This is a genomic window from Caenispirillum salinarum (genome assembly GCF_044803115.1).
In the GTDB taxonomy this organism is placed as follows: Bacteria; Pseudomonadota; Alphaproteobacteria; order Rhodospirillales; family Rhodospirillaceae; genus Caenispirillum; species Caenispirillum salinarum_A.
Map to the genome: position 1 here is coordinate 205,068 of NZ_CP085224.1, position 19,251 is coordinate 224,318.

Consider the following 19,251-nt stretch of genomic DNA (forward strand, 5'->3'; position numbering starts at 1 on the left):
AGTCGGTCGCAGTCTGCGCGCTTAAATGAAGAATAGACAATCGCGGGAGCGGGAGGGAGGCCGCGCCTCCCTCACAAACCATTCCAGCGCAGCCGGAAAACAGACCGATGCAATGACGCGACGGCCTCACCGCCCGCACACCCTCTTGGTGTCCTTCGTGTCTTGGTGGCTTCCCTCGCACACCCTCAGCCGCGTCGCCGCGCGAACGCCCTCGGCGGGGTGAACAGCAGGGCCAGCCAGAAGACGATGTTCACCAGCCCGCCCGCCGCCGGGCTGATGAAACCCGACACAAGCCCCGTCACCGCCACGACCGCCACCAGCGTCAGCCAGCCCGGCAAGCCGGTGTCGCGCAGGCGCTTGGCTATCATGTTGACCTGGGCGAGGAGGAAAACGGCGGCCACCAGCACCAGCACCGTCCGCACAACAGGGCCGAGAGCATCCCGCACAGCCTGGTCGGCCTGTTCCGGTGTCATGCCCTCGGTCGGCTGGTTGAGGCCGAGGCCGACGACGATCGCCATGACGGCGGCACCCCCCACGGCCCAGAGACCGGCGATGTGCCAGAAGAAGGGCGCCCGGTGCAGGGTGCCGTGGCGCAGGTTGCCGAACAGGGTGTGGAGGATCTTCACGGGTCGCGACTCGCCAGAAAACAAGGCCGGTTGCCAGGGCGGAACGAGCCGACTCGACCGCCCGGAAGAGACAAGGGCCGCCGGCGATTTCTTGCGCGGCGGCCCTTGGCGGAATGGATCAGGTATTCATGCTCTCGAAGAAGTCCGCGTTGTTCTTGGTCTCCTTGATCTTGGAGAGCAGGAACTCCATGGCGTCCTGGGTGCCCATGGGCGACAGGATGCGCCGCAGGACCCACATCTTCGACAGCGTGGACTTCTCGACCAGCAGCTCCTCCTTGCGGGTGCCCGAGGCCGTGATGTTGATGGCCGGGAAGATGCGCTTGTCGGACAGCTTGCGGTCCATGACGATCTCGGAGTTGCCGGTGCCCTTGAACTCCTCGAAGATCACTTCATCCATGCGGCTGCCGGTCTCGATGAGCGCGGTGCCGATGATGGTGAGCGAGCCGCCTTCCTCGATGTTGCGGGCCGCGCCGAAGAAGCGCTTGGGCCGCTGCAGGGCGTTGGCGTCCACACCGCCCGTCAGCACCTTGCCCGACGACGGCACGACCGTGTTGTAGGCGCGCGCCAGGCGGGTGATGGAGTCCAGCAGGATGACCACGTCGCGCTTGTGCTCCACCAGGCGCTTGGCCTTTTCCAGCACCATTTCCGTCACCTGCACGTGGCGCTGCGCCGGCTCGTCGAAGGTGGACGAGACCACCTCGCCGTTCACGCTGCGCGCCATGTCGGTCACTTCCTCCGGCCGCTCGTCGATGAGCAGCACGATCAGGTAGACCTCGGGATGGTTGGCGGCGATGGAGGACGCCAGGTTCTGCAGCATCACGGTCTTGCCGGTGCGCGGCGGGGCGACCAGCAGGGCGCGCTGCCCCTTGCCCAGCGGCGCCACCAGGTCTATGACGCGCGCGGTGCGATCCTTCTTGGTCGGATCGTCGATTTCCAGGGTCAGCTTCTGGTCGGGGTAGAGCGGCGTGAGGTTGTCGAAGTTGATGCGATGGCGCACCGCCTCCGGTTCCTCGAAATTGATCTGGTTGACCTTCAGCAGCGCGAAGTACCGTTCGCCGTCCTTGGGCGCCCGGATCTGTCCTTCCACCGTGTCGCCCGTGCGCAGGCCGAAGCGCCGCACCTGGCTGGGGCTGACGTAGATGTCATCCGGCCCCGGCAGGTAGTTGGCTTCCGGCGCCCGCAGGAACCCGAAGCCGTCCTGCAAAATCTCCAGCACACCGTCGCCGTAGATGGGCGTATCGTTCTCGGCGAGCTGCTTGAGGATGGCGAACATCATGTCCTGCTTGCGCAGGGACGAGGCGTTCTCGACCTCAAGTTCCTCGGCGAACGCCAGCAGTTCGGCGGGGGATTTCTGCTTCAGCTCCTGAAGTTGCATGATCTTTCCAGGCGATAATAACGGGATGGGGAACCGGCTAGGCGGCGACGGCGGGGGAGAATGCGCGAGTCGATCCGGTCGACGAACGATGGGTCGGTATGGAGCGGAGTCAGCCCTGGATGAAGGCTGATACGGCGCCGGGCCCGTGGCCGGATTGTCGCGAATGTGGGGTGGGTGCGTTTGTGGCGGGCCCAGGACGGGTCCGCATTTCAGGTCACCATACGCAAACGGGTTTGCAAGTCAAACGAATCTTACAGCCGGAACAATCAACGGCGCCGTTCGTTCCACTTCGCAGGCGGAAGATGGCGCAGAAAGTTTAAAAAAGCAAGACGGGCGACCCTGAAAGGTGCCGCCCGCCCACATCAACGGTCGTGAAGATCAGAACCACTTGAAGATCACCAGCGGGATGATCGCCAGAAGCAGAACCGTCGGAACCTCGTTCATCCAGCGATAGAACTTGTGGCCGCGGCTGTTGGTGTCGTTCAGGAAGTCCTTGCGCCACTTTGCGTAGGCGCCGTGCATGCCGGCCATGATCAGCACCAGCAGAAGCTTGACGTGCATCCAGCCGTCGGTCATCCAGGTCGGGAACATCAGGAAGCCGGTGATGAACACCACGATGATGGAGGGGTTCATGATCCCCTTCAGCAGCCGGCGCTCCATGACCTTGAAGGTTTCCGACGTCGGCGTGCCCGCCCCTTCCATGGCGTGGTAGACGTAAAGCCTGGGCAGGTAGAACAGCCCGGCCACCCAGGTGATGACCGAGATGATGTGCAACACCTTGACCCAGTTGTATATCTCGCTGCCATAGTCCAGCACGATGATGGTCTCCCCTCGGCTTGTCCTGGATGATTACGAGGCCACGGTGGCCGGCGCGGCAGCCTCGGCATGGGCCCGATTGGGGCAGCGGCCGCAGATCCCCGGACACAGCCGGCCGCCCTTCTCGCTGACGGGGGTGTCGCCCGAGGCGGCGGCCTGGCGCACCAGACCGGCCAGCCCCTCGATGAACGGCGGCGCCGACAGCACGGTGGAAACCCGGCGGTAGAGCGGCACGCCGCTCTGTTCCGCCAGTTCGCCGTATTCGATGTCCAGTTCCACCAGCGTTTCCGAGTGCTCGGAGACGAAGGCGATGGGCACCACCACCAGCGGCCGTTTCTCGGCGCCCGCGGCCTGGATTTCGTCGTCGGTGGCCGGGCCGATCCACTCCAGCGGGCCGACGCGGCTCTGGTAGCTGACCTTCCAGTCAAGGTCCGGGCGGTCGAGGTGCGCGGCGACGGCGGCGGACGTCTGCTCCACCTGCCACTGGTACGGGTCGCCGGCCTCGATGACCTTCTTGGGCAGCCCGTGGGCGGAGAACAGCACCCGCGGCGGCGGATGATCGCCCCGCTCGGCCTCCAGCGCATCCAGCGTCTCGGCCAGCAGGGCCGCCTGGGCGCGCACGAAGCCGGGGTCGGTGGGGTAGCAGCAGACGGACACGGTATCGGCGGTCAGCCCCTGCCGCGCGGCCTCCCGCGTCCATTCCCCGATGGAGGAACCGGACGTGGTGGTGGAGTACTGCGGATAGAGCGGCAGCAGCACCACCTTGTCGGCCCCGAATTCCTTCACCCGCTTCACCGTCTCTGCCGTCAGCGGATGCCAGTAGCGCATGGCGATGAAGACGCCCACCTCGTCGGCGGCACCGGAAAGTGCTGCCTGAAGGGCCGTCGCCTGGTCCAGCGTGTGCGGCAGCAGGGGCGAGCGGCCGTCCAGGTTGGCGTAGATTTCCCGCGCCACCGGCGCCCGGCGGCGGCTGATGAACTGCGCCAACGCCCAGCGCACCGGCGTCGGCGCGCCGATGATGGCCGGGTCGTTGAACAGGTTGAACAGGAACGGCCGGATGGCCTCCGGGCTGTCGGGACCGCCCAGGTTGAACAGAACGACGGCAAGCTTCTTCATCGGCAATCCGGTTGCGGCTGGGAACGCGAAACGGGTGGTCGGAGGCTTCTACGTCAGGAACCGGCCTTTCGGATGTGTTCGACCATCATCGCCACGTTCTCCGGCGGTGTTTCCGGCGTGATTCCGTGGCCCAGGTTGAAGATGAACGGCCCGTTGCCCAGCGCCTCCAGCGTCCGGTCGATGCGGTCCAGCATGGCCTGGCCGCCGGCGATGAGCAGGATGGGGTCCAGGTTGCCCTGCACCGGGCAGCGCGTCTGGATGTGGTCGCGGGCGTAGTCCAGCGGCACGGTGGTGTCCAGGCTGACGGCGTCCACGCCCGTCTTCTCGATGAAGGCGGGATACATGGGACCGGCGCCGCGCGGGAAGCCGATGACCTTGGTGCCCGGCCGCGCCTCCTTCACCCGGCGGGTGATGTCGGCGATGGGGCGGATGGACCAGCGCTCGAAGGCATCGTCGGCCAGCACGCCGGCCCAACTGTCGAAGATCTGCAGCGCTTCCGCGCCGGCGTCGACCTGTTCGATCAGATAGGCGGTGGTGGCGTCCACCAGCATCCCGATCAGGCGGTCAAAGCCCTCGGGGTCGCTGTAGGCCCATTTCTTGGTGTTGGCGTAGTCCTTGGACCCGCCCCCTTCCACCATGTAGGTGGCCACCGTCCAGGGTGCGCCGCAGAACCCGATGAGCGCGGTCGTCGGCGGTATCTCCCTGCCAAGCCTCCGCACGGTCTCGAACACGGGCGCGAGGTGGGGAAGGACGCGCTGGGGGTCCAGCTTGTCCAGTTCCTCCACCGACCGCACGGGATCAAGCTTGGGTCCCTCGCCTTTCACGAAGCGCAGCGGCTGACCCAGCGCATCCGGGATCACCAGGATGTCGGAGAACAGGATGGCGGCGTCGAAACCGTAGCGGCGCAGCGGCTGGTGCGTCACCTCGACGGCGTAGTCGGGGGTGTAGCAGAGCGTCAGGAAGTCGCCGGCCTTGGCCCGCACCTCCCGGTATTCGGGCAGATAGCGGCCGGCCTGGCGCATGAGCCAGATGGGGGGCGGGCTGAGCGTTTCTCCGTTCAGGACACGGAGGAAGCGCTTCTCGGAGGTCTCAGACATGGCGGTCCCGGGCTGTTTTCCACGGTCCCTCATAACAGAGAGGGGTGTTGGGGTGAAATGTTGTAGTGGCTTGTTGGTCCTGTGAATCCTGTGGATTAGAGTCCGTCCCCAGGTTTGTCCACAGCGACTCGGGCGGCCTGTGGGTGTTTCACGTGAAACTGTGGATCGGGCGGGGATGCCCCGCCAGACTCCCCCTGGACTCCGCCGAGTCGCACACACGGTGGAGAACCTTGGGGATAACGTGGATAACTTGGCCTCCAGAGTGCCTTGTCCACGACTCCCCCGCAAGCCGCACCGCACAATCCCCATGGGCGCGGCAGTGGGGGTGGTCCCGGGTGGTGGGTGTGTGAAAATCTGCGGCGGCCGGATCGGCAGCGGCTTATCCCCGACTCCAGCGCGTTATCCACAGGCGCCGAGTCGCAGTTTCGACGGACGGAAAGGAGGGGTCTTCCCATCGTGCGCAGCTTTCATCTTCACCTGATCTCGGATTCCAGCGGCGAGACCGTCAGCGCCATCGCCCGCGCCTGCCTCGTGCAGTTGTCCGAGGTGCACGCCGAGCAGCACCTGTGGTGGCTGGTGCGCACCCGCGGCCAGGCCGTGCGCGCCCTGGAAGGCGTGCGGGCCGCCCCTGGCGTGGTGCTGTGCACCGTCGTCGACCTGGAAATCCGGGCGCTGCTGGAACAGGGGTGTCGCGAGGCGGAGGTGCCCTTTATCCCCGTGCTCGACCCCGTCATGCAGGCGCTGGGCGGCTATCTTCAGGTGGAGGTGGGGCGCGAGCCCGGCCGCCAGCACGTGCCCGACGCCGACTATTTCCGCCGCATCGACGCCATCCACTATTCCATGGAGCACGACGACGGCCAGGGCATGGACCGGCTGGGGGAAGCGGACATCATCATCATGGGCGTCTCGCGCACCTCCAAGACGCCCACCTGCATGTACCTGGCCAACCGCGGCCTGAAGGCGGCCAACGTGCCGCTGGTGCCGGGCATCGGCATCCCCGACGAGGTCCTGCGCCTCAAGCGTCCCCTGATGGTGGGCCTGACCCGCGACCCCCGCAGCCTGGCCGACATCCGCAAGACGCGGCTGAAGGTGATGAACGACGAGACCAACACCGATTACGCCGACGTGGAGCGCGTGCGCGACGAGGTCCTGACCGCCCGGCGCCTGTTCACCCGCCACGGCTGGCCGGTCATCGACGTCACCCGCCGCAGCATCGAGGAAGCGGCGGCGGCCATCATGCAGCTGCACCGGAACCGGGCGGGGTGAGGCGGGCTCCGGTGGCTTTGTGCAGGGAAGCCACCAAGACACGAAGGACACCAAGAGGGTGTGCTGACGGTGGTGCTGCGGCTTCAGCGGCTGACGTCGTTTTTAAACACGAAGCCAAAAAGACACCAAGACAGCGCGCGAAGGCGCGCCATCCTCATCATGGCAACGAGTGCTCCCGGTCTGCGGGAATGATGATGAGAAAGTCATCGAGGGAGCGCGAGGGAGCCCGCGGCTCCCTCGCACGAAATTCCGGCGAAGCCGGAAGGCGCTGCGCCGCCCGCCGCTGATCCGCGTTATCCCGGTCTCTTGGTGTTCTTAGTGTCTTGGTGGCCTCGCTGCACGAATGCCGGCCACTCTTGGACAAACTCTTCTCGCGGCGCTAAAACCGACTCAAGGACCCCCCGCGAAGGAGCCTCCATGACCCAGTTGATCCTGGCTTCCGGCAGCCGCACGCGGCAGAAGATGCTGGCCGATGCCGGCGTGCCGTTCACCGTCGAGGTGCCGCGCGTCGACGAGGACGGCGTCAAGGCCGGCATGAAGAACGAAGGTGCCAAGCCCGGCGATGTGGCAGAGGCCCTGGCGGAGCTGAAGGCCACCCGCGTCAGCCGCAAGCACCCCGACGCCCTGGTGGTGGGCGCCGACCAAATGCTCGCCTGCGAGGGGCTGTGGTACGACAAGCCGCACGACATCGAGGCCGCCCGCGCCCAGCTTCACGGCCTGCGCGGTCGCACGCACGAGCTGGTGTCCTGCGCCGTGGTGGTCCAGGGCGGCAAACGCATCTGGCATCATATCGACAGCGCCAAGCTGACCATGCGGCCGTTTTCCGAGGATTTCCTGACCGAGTACCTGGAAAAAGTGGGCGATGACGCCACCCACTCCGTCGGCGGCTATCAGATCGAGGGGCTGGGGGCGCAGTTGTTCACCCATGTGCGGGGCGACTACTTCACCATCCTGGGGATGCCGCTGCTGCCGCTGCTGGACGTGCTGCGCAATCACGGGGTGCTGACGCCATGATGGTTTCCGGCAAGGCCCGCATCGCCGGCGTCATGGGATGGCCGGTGAAGCACTCCCGCAGCCCGCGCCTGCACGGCTGGTGGCTGGAGGAGCACGGCATCGACGGCGCCTACATCCCCCTGCCCGTCCGCCCCGAGGATTTCGAGGCCGCCGTGCGCGCCCTGCCCAAGCTGGGCTTCGCCGGCGCCAACGTCACCGTCCCCCACAAGGAGGCCGCGCTTCGGGCCTGCGACGAGGTTTCCGACCTGGCCGGGCGCATCGGGGCGGTGAACACGCTGGTCTGCCGCGACGACGGCACGCTCTATGGCGACAACACCGACGGGTTCGGCTTTCTGGAGAACCTCCGCGCCGGCTGCCGGGGCTGGCAGGCCGATGCCGGGCCGGCCGTCGTGCTGGGCGCCGGCGGCGCCGCGCGCGCGGTGGTGGCCGCGCTTCACGATGCCGGCTGCCCGGAGGTCCGCCTCAGCAACCGCACCCGCGCCCGCGCCGAGGATCTGGCGAATGGGCTGGGCGGCGCGGTGACGGTGGTGGACTGGGACAGCCGGGCGGAGGCCCTGGACGGCGCCGGGCTGCTGGTGAACACCACCACACTCGGCATGGAGGGCGCGCCGCCGCTGGACATGCCGCTCGACCCCCTGCCGCGCGGGGCGCTGGTCACCGACATCGTCTACGCGCCCCTGGTCACCGACCTGCTGGCGCGGGCAGAGGCGCGCGGCAACCCGGTGGTGGACGGCCTGGGAATGCTGTTGCACCAGGGCCGGCCGGGGTTCGAGGCGTGGTTCGGCGTTTTTCCCGAGGTGACCGACGACCTGCGCCAGTTCGTGCTGGGAGAGCCGGCGGCATGATCGTCCTGGGGCTGACCGGCTCCATCGCCATGGGCAAATCCACCGCCCACGCCATGCTGAAGGAGATGGGCGTGCCGGTGCACGACGCCGACGCCGCCGTCCACCGCCTGTTCGCCCCCGGCGGCGCGGCGGTGGCGCCGCTGGAGGCGGCCTTTCCCGGCGTCGTCACGAAGGCGGGCGGTGTCGACCGGCAGGAGCTTTCAAAGCGTGTCATGGGCGACGAGGACGCCTTCAGGCGGCTGGAGGGCATCGTCCATCCGCTGGTTCGCGGCGCCGAGCACGCCTTCATGGCGCGCCAGCGCCTCGCCCGCGTGCCGCTGGTGGCGCTGGACGTGCCGCTGTTGTTCGAGACCGGCGGCGAGGCGCGGTGCGATGCCGTGGCGGTGCTGTCCGCGCCCCTGTTTCTCCAGCGCCTGCGGGTGTTGAAGCGCCCGGGGATGACCGAGGCGAAGTTCCAGGCTATCCTCGCCCGCCAGATGCCGGACGGGCAGAAGCGCCGCCGCGCCGACTACGTGGTGCCGACGGGCCTGGGCAAGGCCTTGACCCGCCGCCGCCTGGCGGGGATAGTGCGCGCCCTTCGCGCCGGCCGCCTGCCCACCCGCAGCCCCGGACCCAGGCGATCCAGACGGAAGAGCATCGGCCATGCGTGAGATTGTTCTCGATACCGAAACGACTGGCTTCGAGCCCTCGGAAGGCCACCGGCTGGTGGAAATCGGCTGCGTGGAGCTGGTCAACCACGTCGCCACGGGGGTGACCTTCCACAAGTACTGCAATCCCGAACGCGACATGCCGGAAGAGGCCTTCCGCGTCCACGGGCTGAGCATCGAGTTTCTCTCGCAACACGGCTGCTTCCGCGAGATCGCGCAGGAGTTCCTGGATTTCGTCGGCGACGCGCCGCTCATCATCCACAATGCCAAGTTCGACATGAAGTTCCTGAACGCCGAGCTTCAGTTGTGCGGATTGAAACCCCTGCCCATGGAGCAGGCGGTGGACACGGTGTCCCTGGCGCGGCGGAAATATCCGGGCTCTCCGGTCAGCCTGGATGCCTTGTGCCGGCGCTTCAACATCGACAACAGCTCGCGCACCTACCACGGCGCGCTGCTGGACTCCGAGCTTCTGGCCGAGGTCTACCTGGAACTGGTCGGCGGCCGCGAGCCCGGCCTGGCGCTGGCGGCGGACGCGGGCGGTGACGGCGGCGCGTCGGTCACCATCGACCGCCCCTACCGCGCGCCCCGCCCCCATGCTCCCACGCCCGAGGAACTGGAGGCCCACGCCGCCTTCGTGAAAAACCGCCTGAAGGAGCCCCTCTGGGCGGCGCTTGAGGGCACGCGGGAAGAGGTTCCGGCGGCGGAATAGTCTGCGCCGCTCCGGTGGCGTGGTGCGGGGATAGCCACGAAGGCACAAAGGGCACCAAGGTTTTCCGGCTGCGCCGGAATGTGAATGCGAGGGAGCCGCGGGCTCCCTCGCGCTCCCTCGATCACTTATTCATCATTGATCTGAAAACGGGGCGAAACCGGAAATCGGAAAGAGGATGGTGCGCCTTCGCGCGCTGTCTTGGTGCCTTGGTGGCATTCCGAAACCACCGCTGTCGGCCGCTGATCCGCCTACTCCTCCGCCGCCCGCGCCGCGTTCAGGCGGTAGCCGCCGTCCGACGTGACCAAAAGCGTTGCCTGCCCCGGCTCGGGCTCGATTTTCTGGCGCAGGCGGTAGACGTGGGTTTCCAGGGTGTGGGTGGTCACCCCGGCGTTGTAGCCCCAGACTTCGCCCAGCAGGGTTTCGCGCGGCACCGGCTTGCCCGCGCGGTAGAGGTATTTCAGGATGGCCGTTTCCTTTTCCGTCAGGCGGATCTTGCGGTTCCTGGCCTCGTCCTGGAGCATCTTGGTGGCGGGATGGAAGGTGTAGGGCCCGATGCGGAACACCGCGTCGTCGCTGGCTTCGTGGCTGCGCAGGTGGGCGCGGATGCGGGCCAGCAGAACGGCCAGGCGAAACGGCTTGGTGACGTAGTCGTTGGCGCCCGCCTCCAGCCCGGTGATGGTGTCGTCGTCGCTGTCGGCGGCGGTCAGCATGATGATCGGAGCGCGCACGCCCGCCGTACGGAGATCACGGCACACGGTCCGGCCGTCATCGTCGGGCAGGCCGACGTCGAGCAGAATCATGTCGTAGGGCGTTTCATCGGTGACGGCCATTTGCTTGGCCTCCACCGCCGTCGGGGCCTCGTCTACCGTCCCGAAATCGCCCTGCGCCAGAAGCTGTTCGACCAGCGAGCGGCGAAGGAGGTCGTCGTCGTCGATGAGGAGGAGACGTCGTCCGGCTGTCATCGGTCTTCCCGTCGTGGCGGTCTTCGCTAGGTTCTAACATCGCAGCGGCGATATTTCGACACGGATGTGCAATGGCTCCGATCACGTCTCGTAATGCGGTCTTTCTCGCCTCGGCCCGAGAGGCTATTGTTGCCGACCCTTCAACGCACCGTGCTTCCATGACAGACGCCAGCTCCAGACACGACGCCCGCGACACCGCCGAAACCCCCACCCTGACGGCCCCGCTCACGGCGGTGGACCGCGCCACGGCCGAGGTGCGCCGCGGCGGCATGGTGGTGGTGATGGGCGGGACCGCCCCGCTGCTGGTCATGGCGGCCGAGGCGGTGACGCCCGAGACGCTGGAAACCATGACCGGGCTGGCCGCCGATAATCCCCGCCTGGCCGTGACGGCGCGGCGCGCGCGGCTTCTGGACCTGGCGGCGGAGGAGACCGAGGTGGCGGTCATCGGCGCCGACCATCCGTTGGACGCCCCCACCCTGCGGGCCCTGGCCGAGCCCGGCGAGACCCGGCCCGGGAACGGGCTTTCGGCCGAGTCGCGGGCGCTCGAGACCCCGGCGGGTGCGGCGGTGCAACTCATGAAGATCGCCCGGCTTCTGCCGGCGGCCGTCATCGCGCCGCTGCCGGCGGAAGCCGCGGCCGACCCGGTGGACTGGGCACTGGCGCGAGACATCCCGCGCGTCGCCGCCGCCGACGTGCTGGAGTACGAGGAAACGGCCGCCCGCACGCTCATGATGGTGGGCGAGGCCCGCGTGCCGCTGGAGGGCGCGGAGAACGCCCGCATCCTCGCCTTCCGCCCGGCCGACGGCGGGACGGAGCATCTGGCGATCCTCATCGGCGAACCCAAGCCCGACGCGCCCGTGCTGGCGCGGCTGCACTCGGAATGCTTCACCGGCGACCTGCTGGGCAGCTTGCGCTGCGACTGCGGCGATCAGCTTCGCGGTGCCATCGAGGCCATCGCCAAGGACGGCGCCGGCGTGCTGCTGTATCTGGCGCAGGAAGGGCGGGGCATCGGGCTGGTCAACAAGCTGCGCGCCTATACCCTGCAGGACCAGGGATACGACACCATCGACGCCAACCGCCAGCTCGGCTTCGACGATGACGAGCGCATCTATGCCCCGGCGGCGGAGATGCTGCGCAAGCTGGGCTTCGGCCGGGTGCGGCTGATGACCAACAACCCGCTGAAGGTGGAGCAACTGGCCCGCCACGGCGTGGAGGTGACGGAGCGCGTGCCGCACGTCTTCCCTTCCAACCCCCACAATCTGCGCTACCTCCAGGCCAAGCAGACCCGTAGCGGGCACCTGTTCTAGCGGCCGGGCGGAATCGGATGCCCGGCAAAAGCTGCCGGGCGAGGGATGGCGGCGCCTTAAGTCCTTGATACTCGGCGTTTTAAGTTTGGACTCATCCTTGCAAGGGTGAGCGGGACCTGAGCAGGACCCGTGCGCCCATGAGTACCGTCAACGACGCCCCGCTGATCATCGACAACATCCGCCCCGGCGGCACCCGTCCGTCCGAGGCGCCGGCCCGCGCCGACCAGGCCAAGCCGGCGGCGGAGGAAGAGGCGTCGTTCTGGGACTTCCTGGACATCATCAATCCGCTCCAGCATATCCCTGTCGTTTCCACCATCTACCGCGAGATCACCGGCGACACGATCAAGCCGATCGCCCGGCTGGCCGGCGGGGCGCTGTTCGGCGGTGGCTTCATAGGTGCCGGCTTGGCGGCGGTCACGGCGACGGCGGAAGGCCTCATGGGGCTTGACGACGGCGAGACCATGCTGTCGTTCCTGTTCGGCAGCGACAGCGAGGAACGCCCGCCCGTCGAGGCCGGGACGGAGACGGCCCGGCAGGCCATCGGGGCGGCGCCGGAAGGCCGCGAATCGCCGGCGCAGATGATCGCCCGTTACGCCCAGCCGTTGGAGCAGATGCAGCAGACCGCGGCCGCCGCCCAGGCGCAAGCGGCTCAGGCGGCGCAAGGCGCGGTGTTGCCCGCCTCGGCGGTGCCGTTCATGCTGGGCGAGCCCGCGCCGGTCCAGGCCGCGACCCAGGCCGCGCCGACGCCCGCACCTGCACCCGAGCCGGCCTCTGCTTTCTCGGCGTTGCGCCAGCGGGTGGAGACGAGCCAGGCGCCGCAGATGGCGCCGCCGACCGGCGTGATGCCGGCGACGGCGGCGACCCTGAAGGGGCCGGAGACCGCCGACCGCTCCAGGGAGCAACCCTCGCCCCAGGCGCCCGATCCGGTGCGCCGGGCGCTGGAGGCGCAAGGCCTGGGGTCCGACGCGGCGTCCCATCCCATGATCCAGGCACTGGCGGCGGGCGGTCATGTATCTTCCGTGCCGGGCCGTCCCTCCGCCGCGGCTGCCATGCCCGCCACTGGCGGCCTGATGGCGGGCGGTGCGGCGCCGGCAGCGGCCACGGGCGCGGCGCCGCAGCAGATGCCGGACTGGTTCGACCAGGCCATGAGCCGCGCTCTCGACCGCTACGAGCAGACCGGGCGGCTGAACACGGCGGCGGCGCGGGCCCAGACGCATACCTGAGGCGGCATCGTGCGCACGCGCGATGACTGTTTGCACGGCGCGGCGGCGCTTTTTATAACGGTGTCATGCCAATCCATCTGACCGTCGACCCGAAAACGTCCACCCTCCGCGCCGAGGACGGCCGCTCCTGGCATTGTGCGCTGGGCAAGGGCGGTATCGTGCGGGAAAAGCGTGAGGGTGATGGCGGCACGCCCGTCGGGACCTTCCCGATCCGCCGGGTGCTCTACCGGCCGGACCGCTTGGCCGAGGCGCCGGCGACCGGGCTGCCGGTCCGGGCGCTGGCCCCGAACGACGGCTGGTGCGATGATCCGGCCGATCCCGGCTACAACCGCCCCGTCGCCCTGCCCCACGCCGCCTCGCACGAACGGCTGTGGCGGGAGGACGCCGTGTACGACGTGATCGTCATCCTTGGCCATAACGACGCCCCGCCGGTGCCGGGGCGGGGCAGCGCCATCTTCATGCATGTGGCACGGCCGGGATATGCGGGCACGGAGGGCTGCGTGGCCCTGGCCCTGCCCGATCTGCTGGATGTGCTGGCGGCGTGCGGGCCCGGCAGCACTATTACGATACCGGAATAAGCGTCGCGCCCGTCAGCGCGCCACGCCCAGGGCGTCGAGCAGCGGGCCGATGTGCGCCTCGTACTTGCGCCAGCGTTCGACCGACCCCTTGTAGATGGGCTGGCGGACCTGCCAGACGCTGGCCGTGTTGACGACGCGCTTGTTGGCGTGGAAGGCGGCCATGGCGTCGTCCCAGTCCAGGCCCAGGTGCTGGATCATGCGGCGGCCCTGGCCTTCGTGGTCGGCGACCACGGCCTCGTAGTCGACCTCCAGCACGGGTGTGGGCACCACCGTCTTCCAGTGGGCCATCAGGCGGTCCACCTGGCGGTGGAAGTGGCCGATGGACGCCAGGTCGTAGCCGTATTCGTGGGCGCCGCCGAAGTTCTGGAAGTAGATGGACAGGCAGGTGTCCACCGGGTCGCGGCGGCAGTGCAGCACCCGCGCCCGTGGGAACATCAGCGCGATGAGGCCCAGCCGCAGGGCGTTTCCGGGCAGTTTGTCGGTCACCCGCACGGCGTCGGGATCGATGTCCGCCAGATGCGCCAGGTAGCCCGGCGCGAAGTCCGTCACGGCCGCGCGCGGGGCGGTCGCCATGCCGCGCGGATAGCCGACGCGGCGCTTCAGCAGGCGCTCGATCTGGTTAAAATCGGGCAGTTCGTCGCCGCCCGCCACCTGCGGATGGCTGGACAGGATCTGTTCCACCAGCGTCGTGCCCGAGCGCGGCAGGCCGACGATGAAGACCGGCCGCTCGGAGGGATCGCCCCACTCTGCCCGCTCCGCCAGGAAGTCGGCGGTGAAGGTTTCGATCAGGCCGTCGACGTGGTCTTCCATCCTTGCCGGATCGTAGCGGCACCCGCGGTTTTTAAGCGCGTTGCCCTGCGCATAGAAGCGGAAGGCGGTGTCCACGTCGCCGACGTCGTCGTTGGCCTTGCCGAGCGCGAAGTACAGCTCCACGCGGTCCTCGACCGGAATGTCCTCGCGTGCCGCCACCTCGGCCATGCGGTCGAGCAGCGGGTCGCCGGCCTTGACCTTGTCGGCACGGGCGAGGCCCCGCAGGGCGCGCGCGCGGCTGCCGTCTTCCTCCAGCAGGGCGCTGAAGGCGGCCTTGGCGTCCTCGAACCGGCCCTCGCGGATGGCGAGGTCGCCCAGCAGGAGCCGCATGCCCAGCGTGTCGGGATGGCGGGCGAGGAACGCCTCGGCGGTGGCCTTGGCATCGTCGAGCCGGCCGCGCACCAGGTAGGCGCGCACCAGGTTTTCGCTCCACTCGGAAACGTCGGGGGCGATGGCGGCGGCCTTTTCGGCCCAGGCCAGCGCCTCGTCGGGGCGCAGGGCGGATTCCAGCACCTGCGCCAGGTTGTTCATGAACTGCGCCGCCTGCGGGGCCAGTTCCACCGCCTTGCCATAGGCCGCGATGGCCTGGTCGGCATGGTCGAAGGTGTGGTAGCTGCGGCCCAGGTTGAACCACGCCTCGGCGGCCTGGGGCGCTAGCTCGGTGGCGCGCTTGCCGTGCTTGATGGCGTCGGCTTCCTTGTCGAGCGCCGCGTAGACGCTGCCCAGGTTCATGTGCGCCTGGGCCGCCTTGGGCGCCAGGCTGACGCAGCGGGCGAGGATCTTGGCCGCCTCGGCGTTGTCGCCCAGCAGCATGAGCGCCGTGCCCAGGTTGTTGAGCGCCTCGGGCAGGTCGCCCTTGATCCGCACGGCCTGGCGGAAGCTGTCCACCGCCTCTGTCAGGCGGCCCTGGCGCTGCTGGCACCAGCCCAGCATGTTCCATGCCGCCGCGTCGCGCTTGCGGCGCTTGAGCGCGTCGCGCAGGGCCCGCTCGGCCTCGGCCGGCTGGTTGAGGCCGATGTCGACCTTGGCCAGGTTGACCAGGTTGTCGGGGTTTTCCGGCTGGAGGGACAGCGCCTTTTTCAGAAGCTCGCGCGCAGCCGGAAGGTTGCCCGCCTGCGCCGCCACAAGGCCCAGGCCGGCGATGGCCTCGGGGTTTCGCGGGTCGCTGGCGAGGACCTGTCGGTAGAGCTGCTCCGCCTGGCGGATGTTGCCCCGCATGTGCTGCTGCTGCGCCTGGCGCACCACATTCGCAACGGGGGCGGCGGTGTTCTGCGGCATCGGCGTCCTCCTTGAGGCGCGCACTCTAGCCGCTTAACGACAGGCCCGCCAAGCCCGAAACGCCCCGCCTTTCACTGCCCCATGCTGAACCACAGAAGCAGCACGACGCCCGCCTGCAGCACACAGCCGGCCAGCAGGGCGCGCAGGGCGCGGCGGATGTCGGTGGCGTCGGCCCGCGCCCGGCCGGAGCCGATCCAGGGCGCGTCCACCACTTCGCCGGGATAGCGGCGCGGACCCGCCAGCGCCAGGTCCAGGCCCCCCGCCATGGCCGCCTCGGGCCAGCCGGCGTTGGGGCTGCGGTGCTTGCGCGCGTCGCGCAGCATGGTCATCATCGCGCGGCCCGGCTTACCCGCCGCCGCGGCGGTTCCGACCGCCAGGATCAGCCCCGCCAGCCGCGCCGGGATCAGGTTCACCAGGTCGTCCAGCCGCGCGGCCGCCCAGCCGAAGGCGCGGTAGCGGTCGGTCTTGTGGCCGATCATGCTGTCCATGGTGTTGATGGTCTTGTAGGCCAGCATCCCCGGCAAGCCCAGGATGACGTACCAGAACACCGGCGCGACGATGCCGTCAGAAAAGTTCTCGGCGCAGGATTCGATGGCGGCGCGCGAGACACCGTGTTCGTCCAGCGTCTTGGGGTCGCGGCCGACGATCATGGCGACGGCCCGCCGGCCGCCGGACAGGCCCTCGGTTTCCAGACCCCTGGCGACGGCGGCGACGTGGTCATAGAGGCTGCGCTGCGCGACCAGGGTGACCAGCACGAACAGCTCCAGCGCCCAGCCATAGGGCATCCAGGCCGCCGCCGCCTGGATCATCGATCCGATGCCGATGGCGGCGCCGGTCAGCACCACCACCACCAGGATGCCGCGCACGCGCCGATCGGTCGCTCCGCGCTCGGGCCGGTTGAGCCGCCGGTCGAACCAGCCGATGACGTTGCCGATGGCGACCACGGGATGGGGCACCAGCTTGAACAGCAGGCGCATTTCGCCCAGGTAGGCGTCGAGCACCAGGGCGGTGGCGAGCAGCAGGAAGGGGTCGAAGGCCCCTCCGGGATCGAAGGCGAGCGGCAGTGTCGGCATGGCGGCGCAGAGGATGCGGCGGCGCGCGCGCCGTGGCAAGAGGAAGCGGCGCTCGGCGGTCCGGCGATGGCCGCGGCGCGTCGATTCTTGCGATGCTTCAAGCCGGATAGAACGGTGTTTGCTTGTGTCCGGGGCCTGACCGGCGCATTCTTTGGCGCATCCGGATACACGCCTTATATTGACAGCTGACCCGAAACGGACAGAGCCGCCGACCGTGCCCATGCCCGAGACTCCCAACACGCCGCCCGCCAACCCCCGCGTGGGGCTGTTCGTCACCTGCCTGGTGGACGTCTACCGCCCGACCGTGGGCTTCGCGTCCCTCAGCCTGCTGGAAAAGGCCGGCTGCCGCGTCGAGGTGCCCGAGGCGCAGACCTGCTGCGGCCAGCCCTCGTGGAACTCCGGCGACCGCGCCGACACCCAGGCGGTGGCGAAGCAGTTGATCGCCGCGTTCGAGGATTTCGACTACGTGGTCGCGCCGTCGGGCTCCTGCGGCGGCATGATCCGCTACTACCCCGACGTGTTCCAGGACGAGCCGGCGTGGAAGGCCCGTGCCGAGGCGCTGGCCGCCAAGACCTTCGAGATCACCAGCTTCCTGACCGACGTCATGGACTGGGACGGCATCGAGGCCTCCTACGACGACAGCGTCACCTATCACGACAGCTGTTCCGGCCTGCGGCAGATGAAGGTCAAGGGCCAGCCGCGCCACCTGCTGTCCAAGGTCAAGGGCGTGGAACTGACCGAGATGGAGCGGCCGGAGGAATGCTGCGGCTTCGGCGGCACCTTCTGCGTGAAGTACGGCGAGATCTCGGACCGCATGGTCACCGACAAGACCACCGACATCGAAAAGACCGGGGCCGGAACGATGCTGGCCGGCGAGGTGGGCTGCCTGCTCAACATGGCGGGCAAGGCCAAGCGGCGCGGCCAGCGCACCAAGTACCGCCACGTGACCGAGGTCCTGGCCGGCATGACCGACACGCCGGCGATCGGCGAGGAACGTTAGCCGCAAATCCCGAGCGTCCGTCGGCGCGACGACGCATTTGCGCATCAGGATAGAGACTCCGGAGATGGTTCGATGAACGCCACCAGCCTGCAGTTCAAGGAAAACGCCCACCGCGCCATCGAGGACGAGAAGCTCAAGAAGGCGCTGGGCACCATGAAGGTGGGCTTCCGGCAAAAACGCGCGGCCGCCGTCGCCAAGCTGCCGGAGTTCGAGGATCTGCGCGACACCGGGCGGGACCTCAAGAACCATGTGCTGGAAAACCTGGACCACTACCTGACCGTGTTCGAGGAGCGGGTGAAGGCCGAGGGCGGCCACGTCCACTGGTGCCGTGACGCCGAGGAAGCCCGCCAGACGATCCTGAAGATCTGCCGCGACAAGGGGGCCAGGACGGTCACCAAGGGCAAGTCCATGATCGCCGAGGAGATCGCGCTGAACCATTTCCTGGAGGAAAAGGGCATCGCGCCGATCGAGACGGACCTTGGCGAATACATCATCCAGCTGCGCCACGAACCGCCCAGCCACATCATCGCGCCGGCCATCCACGTTTCCAAGGAAGCGGTGGCCGACATCTTCCGCGAGACCCACAAGCAGTACGCCGCCGACCGCCCCCTGTCCGAGCCCCGCCAGCTTCTGGACGAGGCGCGCGACGTGCTGCGCGGGCAGTTCATCCAGGCCGACGTCGGCATCACCGGCGCCAACATGCTGATCGCCGAGACGGGCTCGACCGTCATCGTCACCAACGAGGGCAACGGCGACCTGACCCAGCTTCTGCCCAAGACCCATGTTGTGCTGGCGAGCATCGAGAAGGTGGTGCCGACGCTGGACGACGCCTGCACCATCCTGCGCCTGCTCGCCCGATCGGCCACCGGGCAGGAGATGAGCAGCTACACCACCTTTTCCACCGGGCCGCGCCGCGCCGACGACCGCGACGGGCCGGAGGAGTTTCACGTGGTGCTCATCGACAACGGCCGCTCGGGGATGCTGGGCACCGAGTTCCAGGAGATGCTGCGCTGCATCCGCTGTGCCGCCTGCATGAACCACTGCCCCGTCTACGGCGCCGTCGGCGGCCATGCCTACGGCTGGGTTTATCCCGGTCCCATGGGCAGCGTGCTCACGCCTGCGCTCATCGGCATCGAGAATTCCGCGCCCCTGCCCAATGCGTCGACGCTCTGCGGCAAGTGCGAGGAAGTCTGCCCCATGCGCATCCCCCTGCCCCGCATGCTGCGGCACTGGCGGGAGAAGGAGTTCGAGCGCCACCTGCCGCCCGCCCGGCTGCGCCAGGCCTTCCGCTTCTACGCCTGGATCGCCACGCGGCCGAAGCTGTGGCGCTGGTATACCGCGGCGGTGGCGCGCACGCTGTCCATCTGGGGCGGCAAGCGCGGGCGCATCAAGTCGCTTCCCATGGCGAAGCCCTGGACGGACGCCCGCGACATGCCCGCACCCGAGGGGGAAACCTTCATGCAGCGCTACAAGCGCCAGCAGAAGGCCGGCGGCAAGGCGGCCTGACCG

18 protein-coding genes are annotated in these 19,251 nt (G+C 68.5%); 10 read left to right on the forward strand and 8 right to left on the reverse strand.

The window, feature by feature from the left end; all coding sequences use genetic code 11:
* Positions 1-185: 185 nt before the first annotated feature.
* From LG334_RS00945 to hemE, 5 genes are all read right to left on the reverse strand, one after another.
* Complete coding sequence (locus tag LG334_RS00945; RefSeq protein WP_404382422.1) at positions 186-626, reverse strand: DUF805 domain-containing protein; 441 nt, start codon at positions 624-626, stop codon at positions 186-188.
* Between the two features lie 118 nt (positions 627-744).
* On the reverse strand, positions 745-2,001 hold the full coding sequence (gene rho, locus LG334_RS00950) for a transcription termination factor Rho (RefSeq protein WP_404382424.1): 1,257 nt from the start codon (positions 1,999-2,001) through the stop codon (positions 745-747).
* Between the two features lie 378 nt (positions 2,002-2,379).
* The gene (gene hemJ / locus LG334_RS00955; protein WP_404382426.1) at positions 2,380-2,817 is read right to left on the reverse strand and encodes a protoporphyrinogen oxidase HemJ; all 438 of its coding nucleotides are present in this window, start codon (positions 2,815-2,817) and stop codon (positions 2,380-2,382) included.
* A gap of 33 nt (positions 2,818-2,850) precedes the next feature.
* Complete coding sequence (gene hemH, locus LG334_RS00960; protein ID WP_404382428.1) at positions 2,851-3,933, reverse strand: ferrochelatase; 1,083 nt, start codon at positions 3,931-3,933, stop codon at positions 2,851-2,853.
* Positions 3,934-3,986: 53 nt separating this feature from the next.
* Positions 3,987-5,030 (reverse strand): uroporphyrinogen decarboxylase, encoded by a 1,044-nt coding sequence (gene hemE / locus LG334_RS00965; protein WP_404382430.1) that lies wholly within the window; start codon positions 5,028-5,030, stop codon positions 3,987-3,989.
* 456 nt (positions 5,031-5,486) lie between these two features.
* Between hemE and LG334_RS00970 the strand changes: the two genes are divergently transcribed.
* The 5 genes from LG334_RS00970 (at position 5,487) to dnaQ (ending at position 9,511) form a co-directional block, all read left to right on the forward strand.
* On the forward strand, positions 5,487-6,296 hold the full coding sequence (locus LG334_RS00970) for a pyruvate, water dikinase regulatory protein (protein WP_404382432.1): 810 nt from the start codon (positions 5,487-5,489) through the stop codon (positions 6,294-6,296).
* A 417-nt stretch (positions 6,297-6,713) separates the two neighbouring features.
* The gene (locus LG334_RS00975) at positions 6,714-7,310 is read left to right on the forward strand and encodes a Maf family protein (protein WP_404382434.1); all 597 of its coding nucleotides are present in this window, start codon (positions 6,714-6,716) and stop codon (positions 7,308-7,310) included.
* A complete protein-coding gene (locus LG334_RS00980; protein WP_404382436.1) occupies positions 7,307-8,155 on the forward strand; it encodes a shikimate dehydrogenase in 849 nt (282 codons plus the stop codon). The genes LG334_RS00975 and LG334_RS00980 overlap by 4 nt, the downstream gene beginning before the upstream one ends.
* Entirely contained in the window at positions 8,152-8,805 is a 654-nt protein-coding gene (coaE, locus tag LG334_RS00985; RefSeq protein ID WP_404382438.1) for a dephospho-CoA kinase, read from the forward strand. Before LG334_RS00980 ends, coaE begins: the two co-directional genes overlap by 4 nt.
* Complete coding sequence (gene dnaQ, locus LG334_RS00990) at positions 8,798-9,511, forward strand: DNA polymerase III subunit epsilon (protein WP_404382440.1); 714 nt, start codon at positions 8,798-8,800, stop codon at positions 9,509-9,511. Before coaE ends, dnaQ begins: the two co-directional genes overlap by 8 nt.
* 248 nt (positions 9,512-9,759) lie before the next feature.
* Here the strand turns inward: dnaQ and LG334_RS00995 are convergent, their stop codons facing one another.
* On the reverse strand, positions 9,760-10,473 hold the full coding sequence (locus tag LG334_RS00995) for a response regulator transcription factor (protein WP_404382442.1): 714 nt from the start codon (positions 10,471-10,473) through the stop codon (positions 9,760-9,762).
* 158 nt (positions 10,474-10,631) lie between these two features.
* Here LG334_RS00995 and ribA point away from each other — a divergent pair, with 158 nt between their 5' ends.
* The 3 genes from ribA to LG334_RS01010 all read left to right on the forward strand — a co-directional run bounded on the left by ribA (position 10,632) and on the right by LG334_RS01010 (position 13,581).
* On the forward strand, positions 10,632-11,780 hold the full coding sequence (gene ribA / locus LG334_RS01000; protein ID WP_404382444.1) for a GTP cyclohydrolase II: 1,149 nt from the start codon (positions 10,632-10,634) through the stop codon (positions 11,778-11,780).
* 137 nt (positions 11,781-11,917) lie between these two features.
* The gene (locus LG334_RS01005; protein WP_404382446.1) at positions 11,918-13,003 is read left to right on the forward strand and encodes a hypothetical protein; all 1,086 of its coding nucleotides are present in this window, start codon (positions 11,918-11,920) and stop codon (positions 13,001-13,003) included.
* A 65-nt stretch (positions 13,004-13,068) separates the two neighbouring features.
* Positions 13,069-13,581, forward strand: coding sequence for a L,D-transpeptidase (locus LG334_RS01010; RefSeq protein WP_404382448.1), 513 nt, complete (start codon positions 13,069-13,071; stop codon positions 13,579-13,581).
* A gap of 12 nt (positions 13,582-13,593) precedes the next feature.
* On the opposite strand, the gene LG334_RS01015 is transcribed toward LG334_RS01010, so the two are convergent.
* Entirely contained in the window at positions 13,594-15,669 is a 2,076-nt protein-coding gene (locus LG334_RS01015; protein WP_404382450.1) for a sulfotransferase, read from the reverse strand.
* A gap of 71 nt (positions 15,670-15,740) precedes the next feature.
* A complete protein-coding gene (gene cbiB / locus LG334_RS01020) occupies positions 15,741-16,742 on the reverse strand; it encodes an adenosylcobinamide-phosphate synthase CbiB (RefSeq protein ID WP_404382452.1) in 1,002 nt (333 codons plus the stop codon).
* 220 nt (positions 16,743-16,962) lie between these two features.
* Here cbiB and LG334_RS01025 point away from each other — a divergent pair, with 220 nt between their 5' ends.
* Positions 16,963-17,742, forward strand: coding sequence for a (Fe-S)-binding protein (locus LG334_RS01025; protein ID WP_404382454.1), 780 nt, complete (start codon positions 16,963-16,965; stop codon positions 17,740-17,742).
* Positions 17,743-17,814: 72 nt separating this feature from the next.
* Positions 17,815-19,248: a LutB/LldF family L-lactate oxidation iron-sulfur protein gene (locus tag LG334_RS01030; RefSeq protein ID WP_404382456.1), complete on the forward strand. Its 1,434-nt coding sequence runs from the start codon at positions 17,815-17,817 to the stop codon at positions 19,246-19,248.
* Positions 19,249-19,251: the final 3 nt, after the last annotated feature.